The sequence below is a fragment of the Oceanobacillus sp. J11TS1 genome, assembly GCF_018333215.1.
Taxonomy (GTDB): domain Bacteria; phylum Bacillota; class Bacilli; order Bacillales; family Amphibacillaceae; genus Oceanobacillus.
In genome coordinates this window covers 1-18,229 of the sequence record NZ_BORO01000026.1, presented here as the reverse complement: position 1 = coordinate 18,229, position 18,229 = coordinate 1, and the positions used below count along the sequence as shown (strand labels likewise).

The 18,229-nt window shown below is 36.6% G+C and carries 18 protein-coding genes and 1 tRNA gene; 4 read left to right on the top strand and 15 right to left on the bottom strand.

The features are described from left to right. Positions 1 to 48: 48 nt before the first annotated feature. The 8 genes from gpmI to KI343_RS16080 form a co-directional block, all read right to left on the bottom strand. Positions 49 to 1,587, bottom strand: a complete 1,539-nt coding sequence (gpmI, locus tag KI343_RS16115; protein WP_212927454.1) for a 2,3-bisphosphoglycerate-independent phosphoglycerate mutase — start codon at positions 1,585 to 1,587, stop codon at positions 49 to 51. After that, positions 1,584 to 2,339: a triose-phosphate isomerase gene (gene tpiA / locus KI343_RS16110; protein WP_212927453.1), complete on the bottom strand. Its 756-nt coding sequence runs from the start codon at positions 2,337 to 2,339 to the stop codon at positions 1,584 to 1,586. The genes gpmI and tpiA overlap by 4 nt, the downstream gene beginning before the upstream one ends. A 23-nt stretch (positions 2,340 to 2,362) precedes the next feature. Further along, a complete protein-coding gene (locus tag KI343_RS16105) occupies positions 2,363 to 3,544 on the bottom strand; it encodes a phosphoglycerate kinase (RefSeq protein WP_212927452.1) in 1,182 nt (393 codons plus the stop codon). 321 nt (positions 3,545 to 3,865) lie between these two features. Next, entirely contained in the window at positions 3,866 to 4,873 is a 1,008-nt protein-coding gene (gene gap / locus KI343_RS16100) for a type I glyceraldehyde-3-phosphate dehydrogenase (RefSeq protein WP_212927451.1), read from the bottom strand. 48 nt (positions 4,874 to 4,921) lie between these two features. Then, positions 4,922 to 5,941, bottom strand: a complete 1,020-nt coding sequence (locus KI343_RS16095) for a sugar-binding transcriptional regulator (RefSeq protein WP_212927450.1) — start codon at positions 5,939 to 5,941, stop codon at positions 4,922 to 4,924. Positions 5,942 to 6,287: 346 nt separating this feature from the next. Further along, complete coding sequence (locus KI343_RS16090; RefSeq protein WP_212927449.1) at positions 6,288 to 6,518, bottom strand: glutaredoxin family protein; 231 nt, start codon at positions 6,516 to 6,518, stop codon at positions 6,288 to 6,290. 4 nt (positions 6,519 to 6,522) lie between these two features. Further along, the gene (gene rpoN / locus KI343_RS16085; RefSeq protein ID WP_212927448.1) at positions 6,523 to 7,806 is read right to left on the bottom strand and encodes an RNA polymerase factor sigma-54; all 1,284 of its coding nucleotides are present in this window, start codon (positions 7,804 to 7,806) and stop codon (positions 6,523 to 6,525) included. A 56-nt stretch (positions 7,807 to 7,862) separates the two neighbouring features. Then, entirely contained in the window at positions 7,863 to 8,747 is an 885-nt protein-coding gene (locus KI343_RS16080; protein WP_212927447.1) for a fumarylacetoacetate hydrolase family protein, read from the bottom strand. A 161-nt stretch (positions 8,748 to 8,908) separates the two neighbouring features. Between KI343_RS16080 and KI343_RS16075 the strand changes: the two genes are divergently transcribed. From KI343_RS16075 to KI343_RS16065, 3 genes are all read left to right on the top strand, one after another. Beyond that, entirely contained in the window at positions 8,909 to 9,412 is a 504-nt protein-coding gene (locus tag KI343_RS16075; RefSeq protein ID WP_212927446.1) for a FixH family protein, read from the top strand. A gap of 108 nt (positions 9,413 to 9,520) precedes the next feature. Continuing rightward, positions 9,521 to 9,916 (top strand): ribonuclease HI family protein, encoded by a 396-nt coding sequence (locus tag KI343_RS16070; RefSeq protein ID WP_212927445.1) that lies wholly within the window; start codon positions 9,521 to 9,523, stop codon positions 9,914 to 9,916. A 77-nt stretch (positions 9,917 to 9,993) separates the two neighbouring features. After that, positions 9,994 to 10,491 (top strand): shikimate kinase, encoded by a 498-nt coding sequence (locus tag KI343_RS16065; protein WP_212927489.1) that lies wholly within the window; start codon positions 9,994 to 9,996, stop codon positions 10,489 to 10,491. A 165-nt stretch (positions 10,492 to 10,656) separates the two neighbouring features. On the opposite strand, the gene KI343_RS16060 is transcribed toward KI343_RS16065, so the two are convergent. From KI343_RS16060 to clpP, 6 genes are all read right to left on the bottom strand, one after another. Further along, entirely contained in the window at positions 10,657 to 11,451 is a 795-nt protein-coding gene (locus KI343_RS16060) for an HAD-IIA family hydrolase (protein ID WP_212927444.1), read from the bottom strand. 267 nt (positions 11,452 to 11,718) lie between these two features. Continuing rightward, the gene (locus KI343_RS16055) at positions 11,719 to 13,428 is read right to left on the bottom strand and encodes an ABC transporter permease (RefSeq protein WP_212927443.1); all 1,710 of its coding nucleotides are present in this window, start codon (positions 13,426 to 13,428) and stop codon (positions 11,719 to 11,721) included. Then, on the bottom strand, positions 13,425 to 14,546 hold the full coding sequence (locus tag KI343_RS16050; RefSeq protein WP_212927442.1) for an ABC transporter ATP-binding protein: 1,122 nt from the start codon (positions 14,544 to 14,546) through the stop codon (positions 13,425 to 13,427). Before KI343_RS16050 ends, KI343_RS16055 begins: the two co-directional genes overlap by 4 nt. 12 nt (positions 14,547 to 14,558) lie before the next feature. Further along, complete coding sequence (locus tag KI343_RS16045; RefSeq protein ID WP_212927441.1) at positions 14,559 to 15,602, bottom strand: ABC transporter substrate-binding protein; 1,044 nt, start codon at positions 15,600 to 15,602, stop codon at positions 14,559 to 14,561. Between the two features lie 267 nt (positions 15,603 to 15,869). Continuing rightward, the gene (locus KI343_RS16040) at positions 15,870 to 16,436 is read right to left on the bottom strand and encodes a glycerol-3-phosphate responsive antiterminator (protein ID WP_212927440.1); all 567 of its coding nucleotides are present in this window, start codon (positions 16,434 to 16,436) and stop codon (positions 15,870 to 15,872) included. 391 nt (positions 16,437 to 16,827) lie between these two features. Beyond that, a complete protein-coding gene (gene clpP / locus KI343_RS16035) occupies positions 16,828 to 17,409 on the bottom strand; it encodes an ATP-dependent Clp endopeptidase proteolytic subunit ClpP (RefSeq protein WP_212927439.1) in 582 nt (193 codons plus the stop codon). Positions 17,410 to 17,678: 269 nt separating this feature from the next. Here clpP and KI343_RS16030 point away from each other — a divergent pair. Further along, positions 17,679 to 17,754 (top strand) — tRNA-Arg (locus tag KI343_RS16030). A gap of 173 nt (positions 17,755 to 17,927) precedes the next feature. On the opposite strand, the gene KI343_RS16025 is transcribed toward KI343_RS16030, so the two are convergent. Further along, positions 17,928 to 18,182, bottom strand: coding sequence for a hypothetical protein (locus KI343_RS16025; protein ID WP_212927438.1), 255 nt, complete (start codon positions 18,180 to 18,182; stop codon positions 17,928 to 17,930). Between the last annotated feature and the right edge of the window lie 47 nt (positions 18,183 to 18,229).

The window sequence follows — 18,229 nt, the reverse complement described above, 5'->3', positions numbered from 1 at the left end:
AGCAAATGCAGGAAGCTTTTTCCGACCACTGATTTTGAACTTGCCCTTTTATTTTTTAATTAATGATGAACCAGTCATTTCTTCTGGTTTCTCTACCTCAAGTAAATCTAATAGTGTTGGTGCTAAATCAGCTAGAATTCCGCCATCACGTAACGTAATTTCATCTTTTGTTACGATAACCGGAACTGGGTTTGTTGTATGTGCAGTCATTGGCTTGTCTTCCAATGTCACAACCTCATCTGAGTTCCCATGATCAGCTGTAATAATAGCATGTCCACCTAACTCTGTAATTTTATCAACAATTTTACCTAAGCATTCATCTACTGCTTCAATTGCATCGATTGTCGGCTGCAGCATTCCTGAGTGACCAACCATATCTGGGTTTGCAAAGTTTAAGATAATGGCATTTTGCTCCCCAGCATCAAGTTCTTTTAATAACGCATCGGTTACTTCATAAGCACTCATTTCTGGTTTTAAATCATAGGTAGCTACTTTTGGTGAATCAATAAGGATGCGTTTTTCACCTTCAAACTCTTTTTCACGACCACCGCTCATAAAGAAAGTGACGTGCGGAAATTTTTCCGTTTCCGCAATACGCAATTGGTTCAAATTGTTCTGTGCTAAAACTTCTCCAACGGTATTGTCCAAGTTAACTGGTTTGTATGCAACATGTCCATCCACTGTTTCACTGAAGTTCGTCATCATAACAAATTCAAGATTCTTCGGAGCTTTCTCGCCACGATCAAAATCATGGAAATCATCGTTCGCAAAAGTTCTTGAAACCTGAATCGCACGGTCTGGACGGAAATTATAGAAGATAATAGCATCTTCGTCCTGAATCGTTGCAACAGGTTTGTCATTCTCATCTGTAATAACCGACGGAATCACAAATTCATCATAAATTTCATTTTTATAGCTATCCTCTACAACTTCAGCTGCACTGTGATAAGAAGGTCCTTCTCCGTAAACCATGGCATCATATGCTTTTTTCACACGATCCCAGCGTTTATCACGGTCCATAGAGTAGTAGCGACCAGATACAGTTGCAAATTGACCTACGCCTATTTCCTTCATTTTATCTTCTGTCTGCTTTATGAACTCACCAGCAGTTTGCGGACCAACATCACGGCCATCTAGAAAAGCATGTACATATACTTCTTCTAAACCTTGGCGTTTCGCTAATTCTAATAGAGCAAAAAGATGATTGATATGGCTATGCACCCCGCCATCAGATAACAGACCGAAAAGATGCAATGCTTTTCCTTTTTCTTTTGCATAATTAACAGCACCTACAAGTGCATCTACCTCAAAAAAATCGCCATCTTTAATAGATAAATTAACACGAGTTAAGTTTTGATAAACAATACGGCCTGCTCCAATATTTAAGTGACCAACTTCGGAGTTACCCATTTGGCCATCTGGTAATCCAACAGCAGTCCCAGAAGCAGTTAGCTGATTATGTGCATAAGTGTTCCAATAACGATCAAAGTTCGGAGTTTTTGCTTGCTTGACTGCATTTCCTTTTTCTTCATCACGGATACCGAAGCCATCCAAGATAATTAATGCAGCTAATTTATCTTGACTCATTTTGTACCTGCCTCCACTAATTGAACAAATGATTCAGGATCTAAACTTGCACCGCCAACTAATGCGCCGTCAATATCAGATTGAGCAAGCAGTTCGTCAACGTTCGCAGGTTTTACACTTCCGCCATATTGAATAATTACTTGATCTGCTACTTCGTCTGAAGTAATTTCTGCAATGACTTTACGTGTTTTTGCACAAACTTCATTCGCATCCTCACTAGAAGCTGTTTTTCCTGTTCCAATTGCCCAAATTGGTTCATAAGCAATAATTGTTTGTGTTACTTGTTCATCAGACAATCCTGCTAATGCTTTTCTTACCTGATTGCCTACAACATCCATTGTTTCGTTCGCTTCACGTTGCTCTAATGTTTCGCCAACACAAACAATTGGTGTTAAATCATGTGCAAAAGCAGCTTTTGTTTTTTGATTTACAGATTCATCTGTCTCTGCAAAATATTCGCGACGTTCAGAGTGTCCGATAACAACATGTGTTACGCCTAAGTCCTTTAACATTACTGGACTAACTTCCCCAGTATACGCACCTGATTCCTCAAAGTGCATGTTTTGTGCAGCAACTTTCACATTTGAACCTTTTGCTTTTTCAACAAGAGCAGGTAAATGTACGAAAGGTGCACAAACAATTGCTTCTGCATTCCCGCCTGAAGCCTTAGGAATAACGGCATCCATAAAATCGGACGCTTCTGCTAATGTTTTATTCATTTTCCAGTTTCCCGCAATAACTACTTTACGCATGCGCTCACCTCATCCATTCTATATTATTTATCATTTAAAGCATCTACACCTGGCAGAACTTTTCCTTCCATAAATTCTAAGGAAGCTCCTCCACCTGTAGATACATGGTCCATTTCACTTGCTAAATCGAATTTTTCTACTGCTGCTGCAGAGTCTCCTCCACCAATAACAGAGAATCCTTCTGTTTCAGCTACAGCATTTGCAACTGCTTTCGTTCCGCCAGCAAACGTATTTAATTCGAATACACCCATTGGTCCATTCCAAATAACTAATTTCGAATCTTTTATAATAGAAGTATATTTTTCACGCGTTTTTGTACCGATATCTAATGCTTCCCAATCAGCAGGAATCTGGTCGATATCTACAATTTTCGTATTTGCATCCTCTGCGAAATCATCAGCTACGACAACATCGGATGGTAAAACAAACTGCACACCCTTGTCTTTTGCTTTTTGCATGAATTCTTTTGCTAAATCAATCTTATCTTCTTCTAATAATGATTTACCAATTTCGTGCCCTAACGCTTTAACAAACGTATAAGCTAAGCCGCCGCCAATAATCAAATTATCTACTTTATCGAGCAAGTTATCAATTACATTAATTTTATCTTTAACTTTCGCTCCGCCTACGATTGCTGTAAATGGACGCGCTGGATCTTCCAATGCTTTACCTAGGACTTCGATTTCTTTTTCCATTAATAGACCTGCTGCAGCCGGAAGCTTGGTAGCAATTCCAGTTGTAGAAGCATGTGCACGGTGTGCTGCTCCAAACGCATCGTTGACGTAGAGATCTGCCATTTCAGCAAATGCATCAACTAGTTCTGGATCATTCTTCTCCTCACCAGCTTCAAAACGAACATTTTCAATTAATAAAACATCGCCATTTTGTAGTTCTTCGATTGCTTTATTAACTTCTTCACCATAGACTTCATCCGTTTTGGTAACTTCTTTGTTTAGCAATTCGCTCAAACGTTTTGCTACTGGATCTAAACGAAGTTCTTCTACAACCGTTCCTTTAGGACGACCTAGATGACTCGCTAAAATAAGTTTTGCCCCTTTATCCGTTAACTCACGAATCGTTGGCAAGGCTGCACGAATACGTGTATCATCGGTAATTTCTCCATCTTTTAAAGGTACGTTAAAATCAACACGACAAAATACACGTTTACCTTCTACCTGTAAATCAGCAATGGTTTTTTTGTTCAACGAAATCCCTCCTAGTTTGGTATATGTAGCTCTATTTATTATACCATTTTATTTTGATTCACTACTAATTCTAAAGAAAACTTGGCAAACCAAGCCTTTTAAAGCGCAGGGTTGCCCTTAAACTTTCCACTTAAGCCTATATCCTTCTCTAACCTCTACAGAAAAGATAGCTTCTCTTTACAAATTTCATATAAGATATAGGGTTATCCTACTTGTGAAATCTATTCTTAAAAAGGAAAAAGAAAATAGAGGAGGAATTGCTCCCTCCTCTATTTATTCCGTTCGGAGAGGCTGGCCTTACAACGAACGTCCTTTATTTTCTTATAGTCCTTTTTCAGCCATAAATACTGCTAAGTCTACACAACGAGTTGAGTAGCCCATTTCGTTATCATACCAAGAAACAACTTTTACAAGGTTTCCTTCCATAACGATTGTAGATAACGCATCGAAAATAGAAGAGTGGCTGTTTCCAACGATATCAGAAGAAACGATTGGATCTTCAGTATACTCAAGGATTCCTTTAAGCGGTCCTTGTGCAGCTTCTTTCATTGCATTGTTAACATCTTCAGCAGTTACTTCTTTATCAAGCTCAGCAACTAAGTCAGTTAATGAACCGTCTGGAGTTGGAACACGTACTGCATTACCGTTTAATTTACCGTTAAGTTCTGGTAATACTAGCCCAACTGCTTTAGCAGCCCCAGTTGAAGTAGGGATGATGTTTTGTGCAGCTGCACGAGCACGACGATAATCCTTATGTGGTAAATCAAGGATTTGTTGGTCATTTGTATAAGAGTGGATAGTAGTCATTAATCCACGTTTGATACCAAAGTTATCGTTTAATACTTTAGCAAATGGTGCTAAGCAGTTTGTTGTACAAGAAGCGTTAGATACAACATTGTGCTGAGCAGGATCATATTTATCATCGTTAACGCCCATTACGATTGTTAAATCTTCATTTGTTGCTGGTGCAGAGATGATTACTTTTTTAGCTCCTGCTTGAATGTGTTTTTCAGCATCTTCTTTTTTAGTGAAGATACCAGTAGATTCGATGACGATTTCAACGCCAAGATCTCCCCATCCAAGATTTGCTGGGTCGCGCTCAGAAAGTACTTTAATTTCTTTTCCATCAACTACAAGGTTAGAACCATTTACACTGATTTCTTCTTCTAGTTTACCGTGAACAGAATCATATTTTAACAAGTGTGCAAGCATATTAGCATCTGTTAAGTCGTTGATTGCCACTATTTCTACTTGGTCATTTTTTAAAGATTGACGAAAAACATTACGTCCAATTCTTCCAAAGCCGTTAATACCAACTTTTACAGCCATATTAAATTCCTCCTAAGAATGTTCTAAAATTTTATTTATATAAAGAGGTTATCCTCTTAATATCTTTTCTGCAGCACCTTGATCGGTGATTAACATGTTGCTCTTCCCTTGTTTAAAGTACGAATTAATTGCATTTCCTTTTGAAGATCCGCCGGCAACTGTAATAACATGTTTTGATTCATCCATATCCTCCAGTTGCAGTCCGATTGTTTTAACTTTGTAAACAATGCGGCCATTCACATCGAAATAATAGCCAAAGGCTTCTGAAACTGCATTTTCCGACTTTAATAAATCTAATACTTTTTGGGAAGATTTTCTTCGCTCTGCCATACGTAAAGCATCTCCAATACCATGCAGAACAATGTTTGAAGCTTTTATAACAGCTAAAGCATCAATGACATGGGGTTCTTGAATAATCATTTCGTATGTGGAATCACTAATGGGATCTGGCACATAAAGCATTCGATATTGACTATTTGATCTTCTTGCCATTTCTGAAACGATACGTGATGCTTGATTCTCAACTTTTTCACCAATACCTCCTCTAGCCGGAACAAATAAGACGTTTGCTCCTTTAGGCAATGGCTTCATCGCATCTGCTACAGCAGCAATGGTACTTCCTCCTGTTACAGCAATCGTATTGTTTTTTTGTAAAACAGATTGAAGATAAGTCACACATGCTTTTCCCATCTCCGCTTTTATTTTGGGATCATGATCACTGTCACCAGGCACTACAATAACATTATCAATCGATAAAGTACGTTTTAATTGGTCTTCCAGATTTTCTAATCGAGATAAATCTCCAATTAAAGCAGCTAACTGGTCCAAGACTACTTTTCCCTCATTGGTAATAAACATACCTTTTGAAGTAACTTCAACTAGTCCCTGTCCCTGCAGAAAATCAATTTCTCCACGAACATGCCGTTCTGTTAAATTTGTACTTTCTGCTAATGCTCTCCTACCAATTGGCTGATGCAAATGTACATGTTGCAGTAACGTATACCTTTCTTGCATCAAACTAACCAATTCAGGAACAATCTTTCTTTGTAGGGCCATGATGGATTCCATTTAAACCATTCTCCTCTTTGCGGGATTGAAATTGTCCCAGGTGGTTATTCTGCGTCCCAAATCAATTGTATTATAACATACGAGATACTAAAATCAAATAAAAACTCTAAAAAATCACTTCCGTTTTATCCAAAGTAAAAAGAATCCTATCATAGGAGCAGTATCATTTTAAGCGTAAAAACCCTTCACTTTTATCTATTCCCATTGCCAATCAACTTAAACAAGGAAAATTCGTATCACCTTGATTTTTCCATGAGGAAGTAAGCACACTAGAATTTCGCTTTCTTACCAAATAAAAAACACCCTCTAAAAACGTGCATAGCCGTTCTTGGAGAGTGTCATTCTCTTATGAATCATGTAGCAATCTGCTGACATTTTCTATGTTCATTTCGTTTCCATAAACTTTATTGCCTTTATAAGCTATAACGGGAATAATTAATTGATATTCTTCTAATAAGGAATCCGATTGATAAATATCAATTTCTTCAACTGGGATATTATCCGTATTGAGCATGTTTAACAATGCTTTTGCCTCATCGCATAGAGGGCAATTATTTTTCGTATAAAATTGAATCATCTCTTTAGCTTGTACTCCTTTTTCGCTTCGAGGAAGATGGTATATTTAGTTCTTCTCGATATTTCATAACAGTTCTTCTAGCTACTCGTACCTGATATAACTCCTCTAACTTCCTGCGAATTTTTTCATCAGATAATGGTTGTGTCGGGTCTTCCTTATCTATAATTTCCTTTACATACTGTTTTACTACTATCCGAGCAACACCTTCTCCTTTTCTGGTTTCACGCTGCAATAAATATTTTACCTGAAGAATACCAGAATCTGTCTGTACATACTTATGACTAATGGCACGACTAATCGTGGAAACATGAAGATCCAACGCATCTGCAATATCCTGTAAGGTTAAAGGTTGCAGTGCTGCTATTCCTTGTTCAAAAAAGGGCAATTGTTTATTTACAATAATGCGTAAAACCTGTTCTAATGTTTTACCACGGTATTGAATCGCTTGTTCCAGCATCTCCAACTCTTTTTTCTTTTCTTTTAAAAATTCCTTTCCTTCCTTTGGCATGTCCATCCGCATGATGTCTTCTCGGATTTGAATCGAGGGACTTGACCAGTGAAAGAAAGATAAATGCCATTCCCCATCCTCTTTAAAAACCGATGCTTCTGGAATAATAAACTCAGTCTCGGTATCTTCTAATAATTTACCAGGATTTGGGTGGCAAAGCTTCATATTCGTTATCAGCCTTTTTGCATCTTCTTCTGTAATTTCATATGTTTCAGCCAAAGCCCCTACATCTTCATCCGCGATAAGAATAAGATTATTTTCAAAAAGATCATCTAAAAACGGAAAATCACAATCCATCTCTCTTAACTGTAAACGGATACATTCTTGTAAGTTTCTAGCCCCAATTCCTGGAGGTTCAAGAGATTGTAAATAAAAAAGAGCTTGTTCTGTTTCTTCCATCGTAAGCTGGCATTGTGCCGACCAATCCTCTAACGTAATATCTAAATAACCATTTTCATTTAAAGAATCAATTCCAAACAATACAGCTTCTTTTATCGTTTCCTCCTGGATAGACAACATATACATATTTTCTTTTAATTGCTCGTACATACTCTTTTTCCAGGCATTCATATTTTCAAAAGCATTTGTATCATCATGAAATTTGGAGAGCACTTGGCGATCAATCGGACGGATATCCTCTATTAAAGGATTCTCTTCCGCTATTTTTTGAACATAGTCGTATAATTCAATACCAGAAAGCTGCAGAATTTCAATAGATTGGTGTAGCGATTGATTCATTTTCCAGGACAACGCTTGTTTTAACACTAAACTTTGCTGCATGACTTGACCTCCATGAATTTCTCAGAAAAGGATGTATTTTATACTTGCTCCTTACATTATACCTTCTTGACTTGATTTTCCATGACCCCAATTCCCTCAATTTCTAATTTCACCCGATCATTGGGTTGAAGCAGCCCCGCAGGTTCCATTGCAAAACCAACGCCATGTGGAGTTCCTGTTAAAATAATATCTCCGGGTTCAAGCGTCATAATTTCGGAGATAAAGTGAACTAAAAAAGGAATATCAAAGATGAGATGTTCCGTGTTGGAAGATTGGCGCACCTCCCCATTCACATACGAGCGAATGTTTAAATGGTGTGGATTACTTACTTCATCTTTCGTTACTATCCATGGGCCAACAGGCGTTGTATGATCAAGTGATTTCCCCTGCAGCCATTGCGGTGTACGCTTCTGCAGATCACGCGCAGAGGTATCATTTGCCAGTGTAAACCCGGCAATATAACCAAAAGCATCTTCTTTTTTAACCTTGGAGGCGGTTTTCCCAATGACTACGGTTAACTCTACTTCGTAATCTAATTTTTCAGTTATTGAAGGATAAAAAATATCATCTTCCGGACCAATAATTGCATTATCAAATTTCGCAAATAAAACGGGAAAATCAGGAATTTTTGTTTTCATCTCATTAATATGTTCCTGATAATTTGTACCAACACAAATGACCTTTTTAGCTTTTCCAAGCGGCATTCCCAAACGGACTTCCTGAAGCGAAATTTTTTTATAGTCTGTTGCTAGATGAAGAACTTCTTGCAACGTTTCAATATGTTCTGTTGCATGCGTATAAAAATCAATCGGACTTGCCGGAAGCTGCTTCTCCCCGTATTGTTTCGAAATCATTTCTACATCTACAAGTGATTCGGAGTCTACCAAAACCCCAACTCGATAGGAACTTCCTGTTTCTTTCTGATAAGATACTAACTTCATCTCCATCCCCCCTCTCCTCATTATAGTGGAGATATACTTGAATTGGAAATAAAGAAGTCATCATTTGTTCAACCTATCCTCTCCTTGGTCATGCTATACTAGGTGAAGGTTATATCTTTTAAAAAGGCTTAAAAAAACGTAAAGAAAGGAGTACGGACATAATGAAGAAAAAAATACTTTTTATCCTGATTGCATGTATTGCTGTTTTAACCGCTTGCTCCAACAACGAAGCAGATACAGCAAAAGAAGGCGACACTAATTTACCAGAATTAGCTGCATTGGAAGTAAATTTTGATGTTCCCGAACATGTAGAGGTTGGAGAAACCATCGACTTAACCGCTCATGTTAGCTTTGACGGTGAACCGGTTGAAGATGCGCACGAGGTTTTATTTGAGGTTTGGACACAAGGACATTCTGATGATAGCGTTGAGGTAGAGGGCGTACATCAAGAGAATGGTACATATACTGCAAGTTTTACTTTTGATGAAGAAGCTGTCTATGAAATGTATGCACACACAACAGCAAAAGAACAGCATGCGATGCCTTTAGAAACGGTAATCGTTGGTGATGCTGAACCATCCGATGAAGATGCCCATGATGAAAAAGATCATGAACACCATAAGCATCATGAAGAGGAAGATAAACATGACCACGATGAAGAATAAAGGAAATTCCCTTTGATTCATTAACATCGATCTCTTTTTCATGCAATTTTCTTTAAACGATGAATCTAGAAATGCACAACAATACTTCACTAAATGAGGTGACGCGCGTTGATCCAAGTTTATACAGACGGAGCCACTAACGTGAATACAGGAAAAAGCGGTGCTGGTATTTATATAAAATCAGGGGAACAAAAGTTGGAATATACAGTTCCTTTACCATATATGTCAAACCATGAAGCTGAATTTCACGCTATTATAGAAGCATTAAGAATATGCAAAACAAACTTTCCTGGAGAAATCCTATCTTTCCGGACAGATTCAAAAGTGGCAGCAGAAGTTATTGATCAAGGAAGAACTAAAAACAAACAGTTTCTTCCTTTACTGGAAACTATCCAAGCTGCATCAGCGGACTTTCCATTTCTATTTATTAAATGGATACCTGAAAAAGAAAATAGTAAAGCGGATCAGTTAGCACGAAAAGCAATACACCAACAAGAAAGATAATCTACGTGGGGCAACAAGGGGGAAATAAAGTGAATCAAAGATCATTGAAAGAGCAAAGTATTGTATTAATCGGTTTTATGGGTGTTGGAAAAACAACAATCGGTCAGAGGGTTGCCCAAAAATTATATCGGGATTTTATTGATATTGATGAAGAAATTGAGCGCAGATTTCAAATGCCGCCAAAAGATATTTTCGCAAAATATGGAGAAGCAACCTTTCGCCAGCACGAAAAAGAGATTATTTCTGAAATATGCCATAAGCCTTTAAAGGTTATTTCTTTAGGCGGTGGCGCTTTCCTGCAAAAAGAAATTCAAGATATTTGTCTTGCAACAACAACTATTTTTTTCCTCGATTTATCTTGGGATAGCTGGAAAGATCGTATCGGCCTATTGATTGATAGCCGTCCTGTTTTGCAAGGGAAAACCATCGATGAAATAAAACAACTTTTTGATGATCGGCAGCCTATTTATGAGCAGCATCATTCCCGTGTATTAACAGATAATCAAGACATAGAGGAAGTAGCTGATTATATTGTAGACTCTTTGAAATTAGCTTGGGAGATTTATGGGGATTAGAGTTTGGTAGCTCAAAGTATTATCCCTCATCTTTTCTACGTGTCATCCATAACTATATTTTCAGTTCAAACTTTATTAGGAAGTAAATTAAAAATAAGCATATCTAATCAAGCATAAAAGGAACATAGTGCGATTAGATATGCTTACGTAAAATATAAATCCCTATTAAACTACTACATCTGTTTTAATACTTAAAATATCTTTGACACTATTTAACGTGTAATGAGGTTTGAATGGTGTCGTTTCAACCATACTTCTATCTGTTATTCCTGTAAGAACTAGAACGGAATTCATTCCGTAATCATTCCCCATTTTCACATCCGTTTCTAAGCGATCACCAACCATATAACATTTATTTGATGGCAATTTCAAAATATCCTCTACGATAAATTTCGCAGCTAATAAAGAAGGTTTCCCAAGTATGATTTCCACTTTTTCACCTGTTGCTCCCTCCATTGCTCCAATCATTGCCCCGCAATCCGGAATTTGTCCCCCGCGCATTGGACAAGTACGATCCGGATTCGTAGCTATCACAATTGCCCCATTTCTCCATGCCTGAAATGCACGATTCAATTTATCATAATTAAATTCCCTATCCCAGCCCAATACAACATATTTTACTTCTTCAGGATTATCCGATACTTCTATACCATGGGATCTTATTTCATTCATTAAAGGGTCTTCTCCAATAACCATTACTTTATCTATATTTCCTATGTTAGCTTTCAAATATCTGGCTGTAAGTATATTGGAATTAATCACAGTATCTTTTGTTACTTTAATTCCCAACTCATTTAACTTATTTACATATGTTTCAGTTGTTTCGATGGATTTATTTGTTAGAAAAACAACTTTATCGCCTCGTTCGCGCAACGCTCTAATTGTCTCACTTGCTCCTTCAATTGCTCTATCTTCCAAATAAATGGTACCATCTAAATCAAAAATATAACCATTTTTCAAACTGGTCACCCTCCTGCAGAATTAATACCAAAAGCTTTGACCAACAGTTGTTATTAACATAATTTTCTGTTATTTTATGTTAACCTTATACTTTTTACTCCGCTCCATTCTTCCTAGAAACTTATAGGCAGTATATTCAGGCTAACTTTTTATGTTCGAGGTTTTGAATAGATATATCAAAGCCTCGAACATATTGTTTCTTTTACCTTTTTTAACTAACATAACCTTACATTTTTCAATCCTTATTATTCATGCGCTAATATATTCTCACCTCTTCTTCTCACTTCTATTAGTAAGCTTTTCAGCAATAAGTTGGAATATAACTACAATTACAACGAGAATAATAGACATCGCTGCTGCAGAATAGTATTCAGCACGCATAACATTTTGGAAAATTGCCAAACTCATTGGTGCCCAGGCTGCAGGAGCCATTAAAATTGATATACTTGTTTCTTTGATAACGGTTACAAAAACAAGTATGGATCCTGCTGCAATTCCAGGTAGCATTAAAGGACCTACTACTGTTAATAAAGCAGTAAAGGTGGAAGCACCTAAGTTAATTGCCGCCTCCTCAATATCAGTTTTTATAGATTTCATAGTACTCATTGTCGATCGAACCATATAAGGTAACCTCCGCATCGCATAAGCAACAATTAATATAAATGCTGTACCTGTAAGTTGTAGAGGCGCTGTATTAAAGGTTTGAATCAAAGCTATACCAATTGCAATCCCTGGTACAATTAGCGGAACTGTTGTAACAAAGTCAAGAGCAGTGGATTTATGCCTTACAACAAAGTAAGCTACTGCTGCAGATACTACCACACTAATTACTAAAGCTCCCAATGCTAGAACAATACTGTTTTGAATGTTTCCAAGGGAGGACGTGAAAATAGTTTGATAATGGGACAGCGTATAACCGGTCGGTAAAAGATCTTTTCCCCAAGTTGTTGCTATCGATTGTAAGAATACGGTTAATAACGAAAGTACTGGAACAATAATTACAAAAGCAGAAAATAAGAACAAAGGAACTGTTAGCATCTTGTTATCGCTTAATTTAATTTGCTTTGGTTTTCCAGAAACAGAACCGTAGTTCATATTCTTTGTAAAATAGTTTTGCAGCCAATAAGCAAGTCCTGCAATAGCAATCATGACTACTGTAAGAATAGCCGCTCCACCCCAGTTAAAGAATCCTGAAATTTCTCTATATGCTTCTACTACAATTAAGTTTAAGTCACTAGGAGCTAAAATGATCGGCGTTCCAAAATCAGAAAAACTAACCGCAAAAATCACTAATGCTGTTGATAGAATTCCCGGGATCACTAATGGCATTGTAACTGTTGAAAAAGTAATCCAGCTTTTCGCTCCCATATTTCTTGAAGCCTCTTCCAATGATATATCACTCACCTTAAATGCTGCTACCATAGGCCATAATGCATAAGGGAAGAAGAAAAATATTTGTACGATTGCTATACCTGCCATAGAATAAGGATCAATTAAAAGGCCTTCTCCACCTAAAAATTGATAAATTTGAGTGACCCATCCTGATCTACCGAACATAATAATAAAAGAATATCCAGAAATAAAAGTCGGCACTACTAACGGAATAGTGCATAAAGCACTGATTGTTTTCTTAAAAGGCATTTTTGTTCTTGCAATGCCATAAGCAATGGGAATCACGACTACCATAACAACTAAAGATACAGTTATCGCTAAATACAAACTGTTCTTCAAAGAAGTAAAATAAGTTGTATTTTGAAAAATAGCTGTAAAATTGTCAAAGGTAGCGTTTTTAAATTGATTTATTGTGGTTTGCATCGTATCTAAGCTTATCAATGAGCCAAATATATTAATAGGTTCGTTCGTAAAGCTTACTAAAAAGATAGATAGCAAAGGAATTATCAGGAACAGTAGGAAAAATGCATAAACTAGTAATTTTAAGATGCCTAGCCCGCTAAGTTTTTCTTTTATTTTTTTCATAACAACAAAACCCTTTCAGGATCTACTACAACCTTAATTTCTGCTCCATTTTCAAATATTTTATCTCCAGATTCAAATACGGTATCTACTAGTAAATTATTCTCACCAACTTTTATATCGTACCTAACCGTTGAACCTAGATAAGTTGCAACTTCTACCGTACCTTCAAAATAATTATCAATCGTGTATTCATCTTTGCCTTTCACAATTAAATTCTCTGGTCTAATAACAACCTGTACATCTTCAAGTTCCGTATTCATTGTAGAATGAATTTCGTAATTACCAACCTTTACATAAGTTAGATTATCTTCTTTCTTGCTTACCTTTCCAGAAAGTATATTAGAAGTACCGACAAAGTCTGCAATAAAAGGAGTTTTAGGGTTGCTATACAAATCTGTTGGTGTTCCAATTTGAAGGATTTCTCCTCCTTTCATGACAGCCACGCGATCCGCCATACTCATTGCTTCTTCCTGATCATGGGTAACAAAGATTGTTGTAATCTTCAGTTCCTGTTGAATTCTTCTAATTGTGTTTCTCATGGAGTGCCTTAACTTTTGATCTAAGTTTGAAAGAGGTTCGTCCATTAATAAGACTTGGGGTTCCATAACTAGCGCTCTAGCTAAAGCGACCCTTTGCTGTTGGCCCCCAGAAAGTTCACCTGTCAATTTTTTAGCATGATCCTTCAACTCTACATATTCTAATATACTATTTACCTTATCTTCTATGTCCTGTGGATACTTGATTATTTTACTATTAAGCATCCTGATATAAACACCAATTTTTTTAAACATATTGCTGTCTCTTAAATGTTTGATATTCAAGCTATACGCAATATTATCAAAAACATTCATATGCGGAAATAAAGCATAGCTCTGGAATACCATCCCGCAGTTTCTTTGATGAGGAGAAATATTATTTACTACTTTGTCACCAATTCTTATTTCTCCACTTGTTGGTGTTTCAAATCCGGCTATACAACGCATTGTTGTAGTTTTCCCACATCCGGAAGGACCCAAAAGGGCAAAAAACTCACCCTCTTGGATATCTAGTTCAATATTCTGCAGTACATCTACTCCAGAAAAATTCTTTGTAAGCCGCTTTACAACAACAGAGCCCATAAAACCATTCCTTTACTGTATTTTATTATTCCATTCATTTCTAATACGATCATAATTCTCGTTTACCCAATCGATGTCTAAATCAATGGCATGTTCTTGAACATTTTCTAAAGAAATTGGCGTTTGTGATTCAATTTCTGGATTGATGGGTATATGATTCCAAGAAGCTAATATTTCTTGTGCCTCATCACTTAGCATAAAGTCCATAAATTTCTTGCCACCTTCTGGATTTGGACCGTCTTTAACTAAAGTAACAGGGTTTACTAATACTGGTGTTTCATCCGGAATGATAAAATCAACATCTTCCCCATTCTCTTTTAGTTCATATGCCATGAAATCAAAACCAATTGCTATTTCAGCTTCTCCCATAGCAACCCCTTTTGTTGGACCAGAACCAGAATCAGGCATGGAATTCGCTTGATCCGTTAGCTTTTGAAAGTACTCCCATCCTTCCTCCTCACCATGTTGCATCATGTAGCTTAATACCATAAGCGTTGATGTACCAGAAGCTGCAGGATTGGGAAATTGAATTTTACCTTCCCATTTAGGATCTAATAAATCCTCCCATGTTTTCGGAGCTTCTTCCTCAGAAACTAACGCTGTGTTATAAGCAAAGCCTAATACAAAAATTTCAGTACCTACATAATAATCATCTTGGTGTTTCATTTTAATGCCGTTTTCAGTAACTTCCCAGTCTTCCGCTGCCTCAGGGATATATTGTGTGATGATATCTTTATCTACAGCAGCTTCAAAAGGCAAAATTCCACCCCCGCCATACCAAACATCGGCTTGAGGATTTCCTTTTTCTGCAATCATTTGATTTACAAGTACGTTTGTGCCTGCATAATCAACATTCACTTTATCTCCATGGATTTCCTCGAACTTATCCGCCAATTCTTTTGTTAAATCCGGAGTCTCAGGAGAGTAGAGTGTAATCGATCCTCCACCACTAGAACTTGCATCTCCACTCGTGTCATCACCAGCACATGCTGCGAGCAAACTAATAAAAACTACGAATAATACCGATATAACTAGCTGACCTCTGTTACGTATCATCAACATTCTCCTCCTTTGTTTATACAAAATAACTCAAAAAATAGGAGAAATATAAAATTGGACACGCCTTTCCTAATGAAAGGTAATTATCCAACTCTATTTTCTCCTATTTCTATATAGAGTTATTTAATTAATAATAAGTATAGCAAACGCTTTCATATTTGTAAACAATTGTTTTTAAATTTTCGTAATATAATATTTATTTTAATTAGATTGGATTCATTTCTACTTAAAAATATTTATTCTATCTAATTTACTATATGTATCTTAAACATCGATATTCCACAATTCGGGATCACTCGAAGAAATAGCTAAAGCTCCTGCTTCTAATCCCTCTAATATCTCTTTCTCTTTACTGATTAGCCCTCCCGCTATAATCGGAAGGTTTGTCCTCCGAGTTAATTCATCAATAACACTTGGCATAAGTCCCGGTAAGATTTCAATAGCATCAGGCTGGTATTGAGCTGCCATTTCTATTCCCTTGTTCATCGCATTTTTATCGATTAAAAATATTCTTTGAATCGTCATTAACCCTTCTTCTTTTGCATATTTAATCAGGCTATTTCTAGTTGTTATAATTCCCTTAGGTTTCCAGGCTTTCGCAATATACTCTAGTGCATTTTTTGAATTTGAAAGACCTTCAATAAAATCTATATGTAAAAAAGTTTCTTTTCTCGCTTCTTTAAGCACATCCAAGTAATTTGCTGTTGAAAGTAAGTCTCCTGTTAATAAGAATACAACATTTGAATTTGAGTCAGCAGCTAGTCGCAAATGTTCAGGTGACTTCACAGAGGCAATAATTTGTGATTCCACAATATTTACGATGTTTTCCATTCGTATCCTCCTTACATGTATTATTAATGAATCTATTTTATAAAAACAGCAATGCATGGATAAACAGCGTTAGAATGATACTCCCTTGATCTTTTATTCATTTCGAAATTATAAATCTATTTTATCATAAACGAGCTTAAATAAACACGTTACGTGAACCCATCTTACTATCTTAAATCGGTTATATAGAATTCATTAATATTACTGTAAAAGGGTTCGTTCTATTTGAAGAGCATTCATTTTATTATCGGTGATAGATATAAATCCATTGATTCTTCACAGAAGTAATAGCGCAGTATAGAATATAGCAATTAAACCACTTCCATCAGATCGAAATATAACAATATAGTAAAACAAGGCTAAGGTTACCTTAGCCTTGTTTTACTATATATTATTTACGTTCTAAGATTGCGTCAATCAAACCATAATCTTTTGACTGTTCGGCAGTCATAAAGTTATCACGCTCCGTGTCGCGTTCAATGACTTCTAGTGGCTGACCAGTATTTTCAGACATAATGCGATTCATACGATGTTTAATTTCAATAATACGTTTTGCATGAATTTCAATGTCTGTTGCTTGGCCTTGTGTGCCGCCTAAAGGTTGGTGAATCATAATTTCACTGTTAGGCAATGCATAACGTTTACCTTTTTCACCAGCGTTAAGCAAGAAAGCACCCATAGAAGCTGCCATCCCAATACAAATGGTAGATACGTCAGATTTGATGAAGTTCATTGTATCATAAATGGCCATACCAGCTGTGATTGAACCACCAGGAGAGTTAATGTAAAGAGAGATATCTTTTCCTGGATCTTCTGCTTCTAAGAATAAAAGCTGAGCTACAATGGAATTAGCTACATTATCATCAATGCCGCTTCCAAGTAAAATAATTCGGTCTTTTAATAAACGAGAGTAAATATCATATGCGCGTTCACCACGGTTTGTTTGTTCGATAACTGTAGGTACTAAATTCATAAAAAAATCCTCCTTAAGTAGCCACGTAACATGGCTGATGAATTAATTTCTATGTTTTCTATAATAGCTTATTGGTCAATAAAGGTCAAACAAAAGGTTTCACCAATTTTCTACTTTATCCATGATACCCGATTAAACATATAATAAACATCCAGATGAGCAAAAAGTTAACCTACCTTCTATTCTTTCTTTGGACATTTATAGAAAAAGACTTGTTTCAAATGAAAAATATCTGTATAATAAGTTTTGTGGTTTTTTATTATATACATGCGCCCATAGCTCAGCTGGATAGAGCACTGGTTTCCGGTACCAGGTTTGCCGGGGGTTCGAATCCCTCTGGGTGCGCTTAACAAAGTCAATAGAGACAAGGGGTTGAGGTGTTTTCTCCCCTTGTCTTTTTTAATGCAAAAAGGCTTGTTGCAAACGAATTGCAAACCTTCGTGTTTCGAAGTAAAATTATTTGACTATAAATCAATTAAATGGCCTTGATGAGATGGAAGACAAATAAAGAGAGGGATTCACCTCTCTTTATCACCTAACAGCACATACATAGGCGGCTCCGTATTTTCGTCATCATAAGCACCCGATCTGATTAAATGCATGCGCTTCATGACGTATTCCTTCACTTGCATATGTTCAGGTCGTTTCATATGTTCAAATTCTTGTTCGTAATATCCGTATGTAATTCCCGTCTGCAAATCCAAAGCATCAATAAATCTTTCGTCGTCTTCATCGATAAATGGAATTGTTATTTTGAAACTCTTTTTACTCAAATTAAAACCTCCTTGCCATATAAATACGACAAAGAGGTGTGATTTTC

Excerpts from the sequence above, each read along its gene's own strand:
- gpmI (WP_212927454.1), bottom strand. The coding sequence starts at position 1,587 with ATGAGTCAAGATAAATTAGCTGCATTAATTATCTTGGATGGCTTCGGT.
- KI343_RS16090 (WP_212927449.1), bottom strand. The coding sequence starts at position 6,518 with ATGATTCAATTTTATACGAAAAATAATTGCCCTCTATGCGATGAGGCA.
- KI343_RS16065 (WP_212927489.1), top strand. The coding sequence starts at position 9,994 with ATGGGTGTTGGAAAAACAACAATCGGTCAGAGGGTTGCCCAAAAATTA.
- KI343_RS16075 (WP_212927446.1), top strand. The coding sequence starts at position 8,909 with ATGAAGAAAAAAATACTTTTTATCCTGATTGCATGTATTGCTGTTTTA.
- KI343_RS16045 (WP_212927441.1), bottom strand. The coding sequence starts at position 15,602 with ATGATACGTAACAGAGGTCAGCTAGTTATATCGGTATTATTCGTAGTT.
- rpoN (WP_212927448.1), bottom strand. The coding sequence starts at position 7,806 with ATGCAGCAAAGTTTAGTGTTAAAACAAGCGTTGTCCTGGAAAATGAAT.
- KI343_RS16095 (WP_212927450.1), bottom strand. The coding sequence starts at position 5,941 with ATGGAATCCATCATGGCCCTACAAAGAAAGATTGTTCCTGAATTGGTT.
- KI343_RS16055 (WP_212927443.1), bottom strand. The coding sequence starts at position 13,428 with ATGAAAAAAATAAAAGAAAAACTTAGCGGGCTAGGCATCTTAAAATTA.
- KI343_RS16050 (WP_212927442.1), bottom strand. The coding sequence starts at position 14,546 with ATGGGCTCTGTTGTTGTAAAGCGGCTTACAAAGAATTTTTCTGGAGTA.
- tpiA (WP_212927453.1), bottom strand. The coding sequence starts at position 2,339 with ATGCGTAAAGTAGTTATTGCGGGAAACTGGAAAATGAATAAAACATTA.
- KI343_RS16040 (WP_212927440.1), bottom strand. The coding sequence starts at position 16,436 with ATGGAAAACATCGTAAATATTGTGGAATCACAAATTATTGCCTCTGTG.
- clpP (WP_212927439.1), bottom strand. The coding sequence starts at position 17,409 with ATGAATTTAGTACCTACAGTTATCGAACAAACAAACCGTGGTGAACGC.
- KI343_RS16080 (WP_212927447.1), bottom strand. The coding sequence starts at position 8,747 with ATGAAGTTAGTATCTTATCAGAAAGAAACAGGAAGTTCCTATCGAGTT.
- gap (WP_212927451.1), bottom strand. The coding sequence starts at position 4,873 with ATGGCTGTAAAAGTTGGTATTAACGGCTTTGGAAGAATTGGACGTAAT.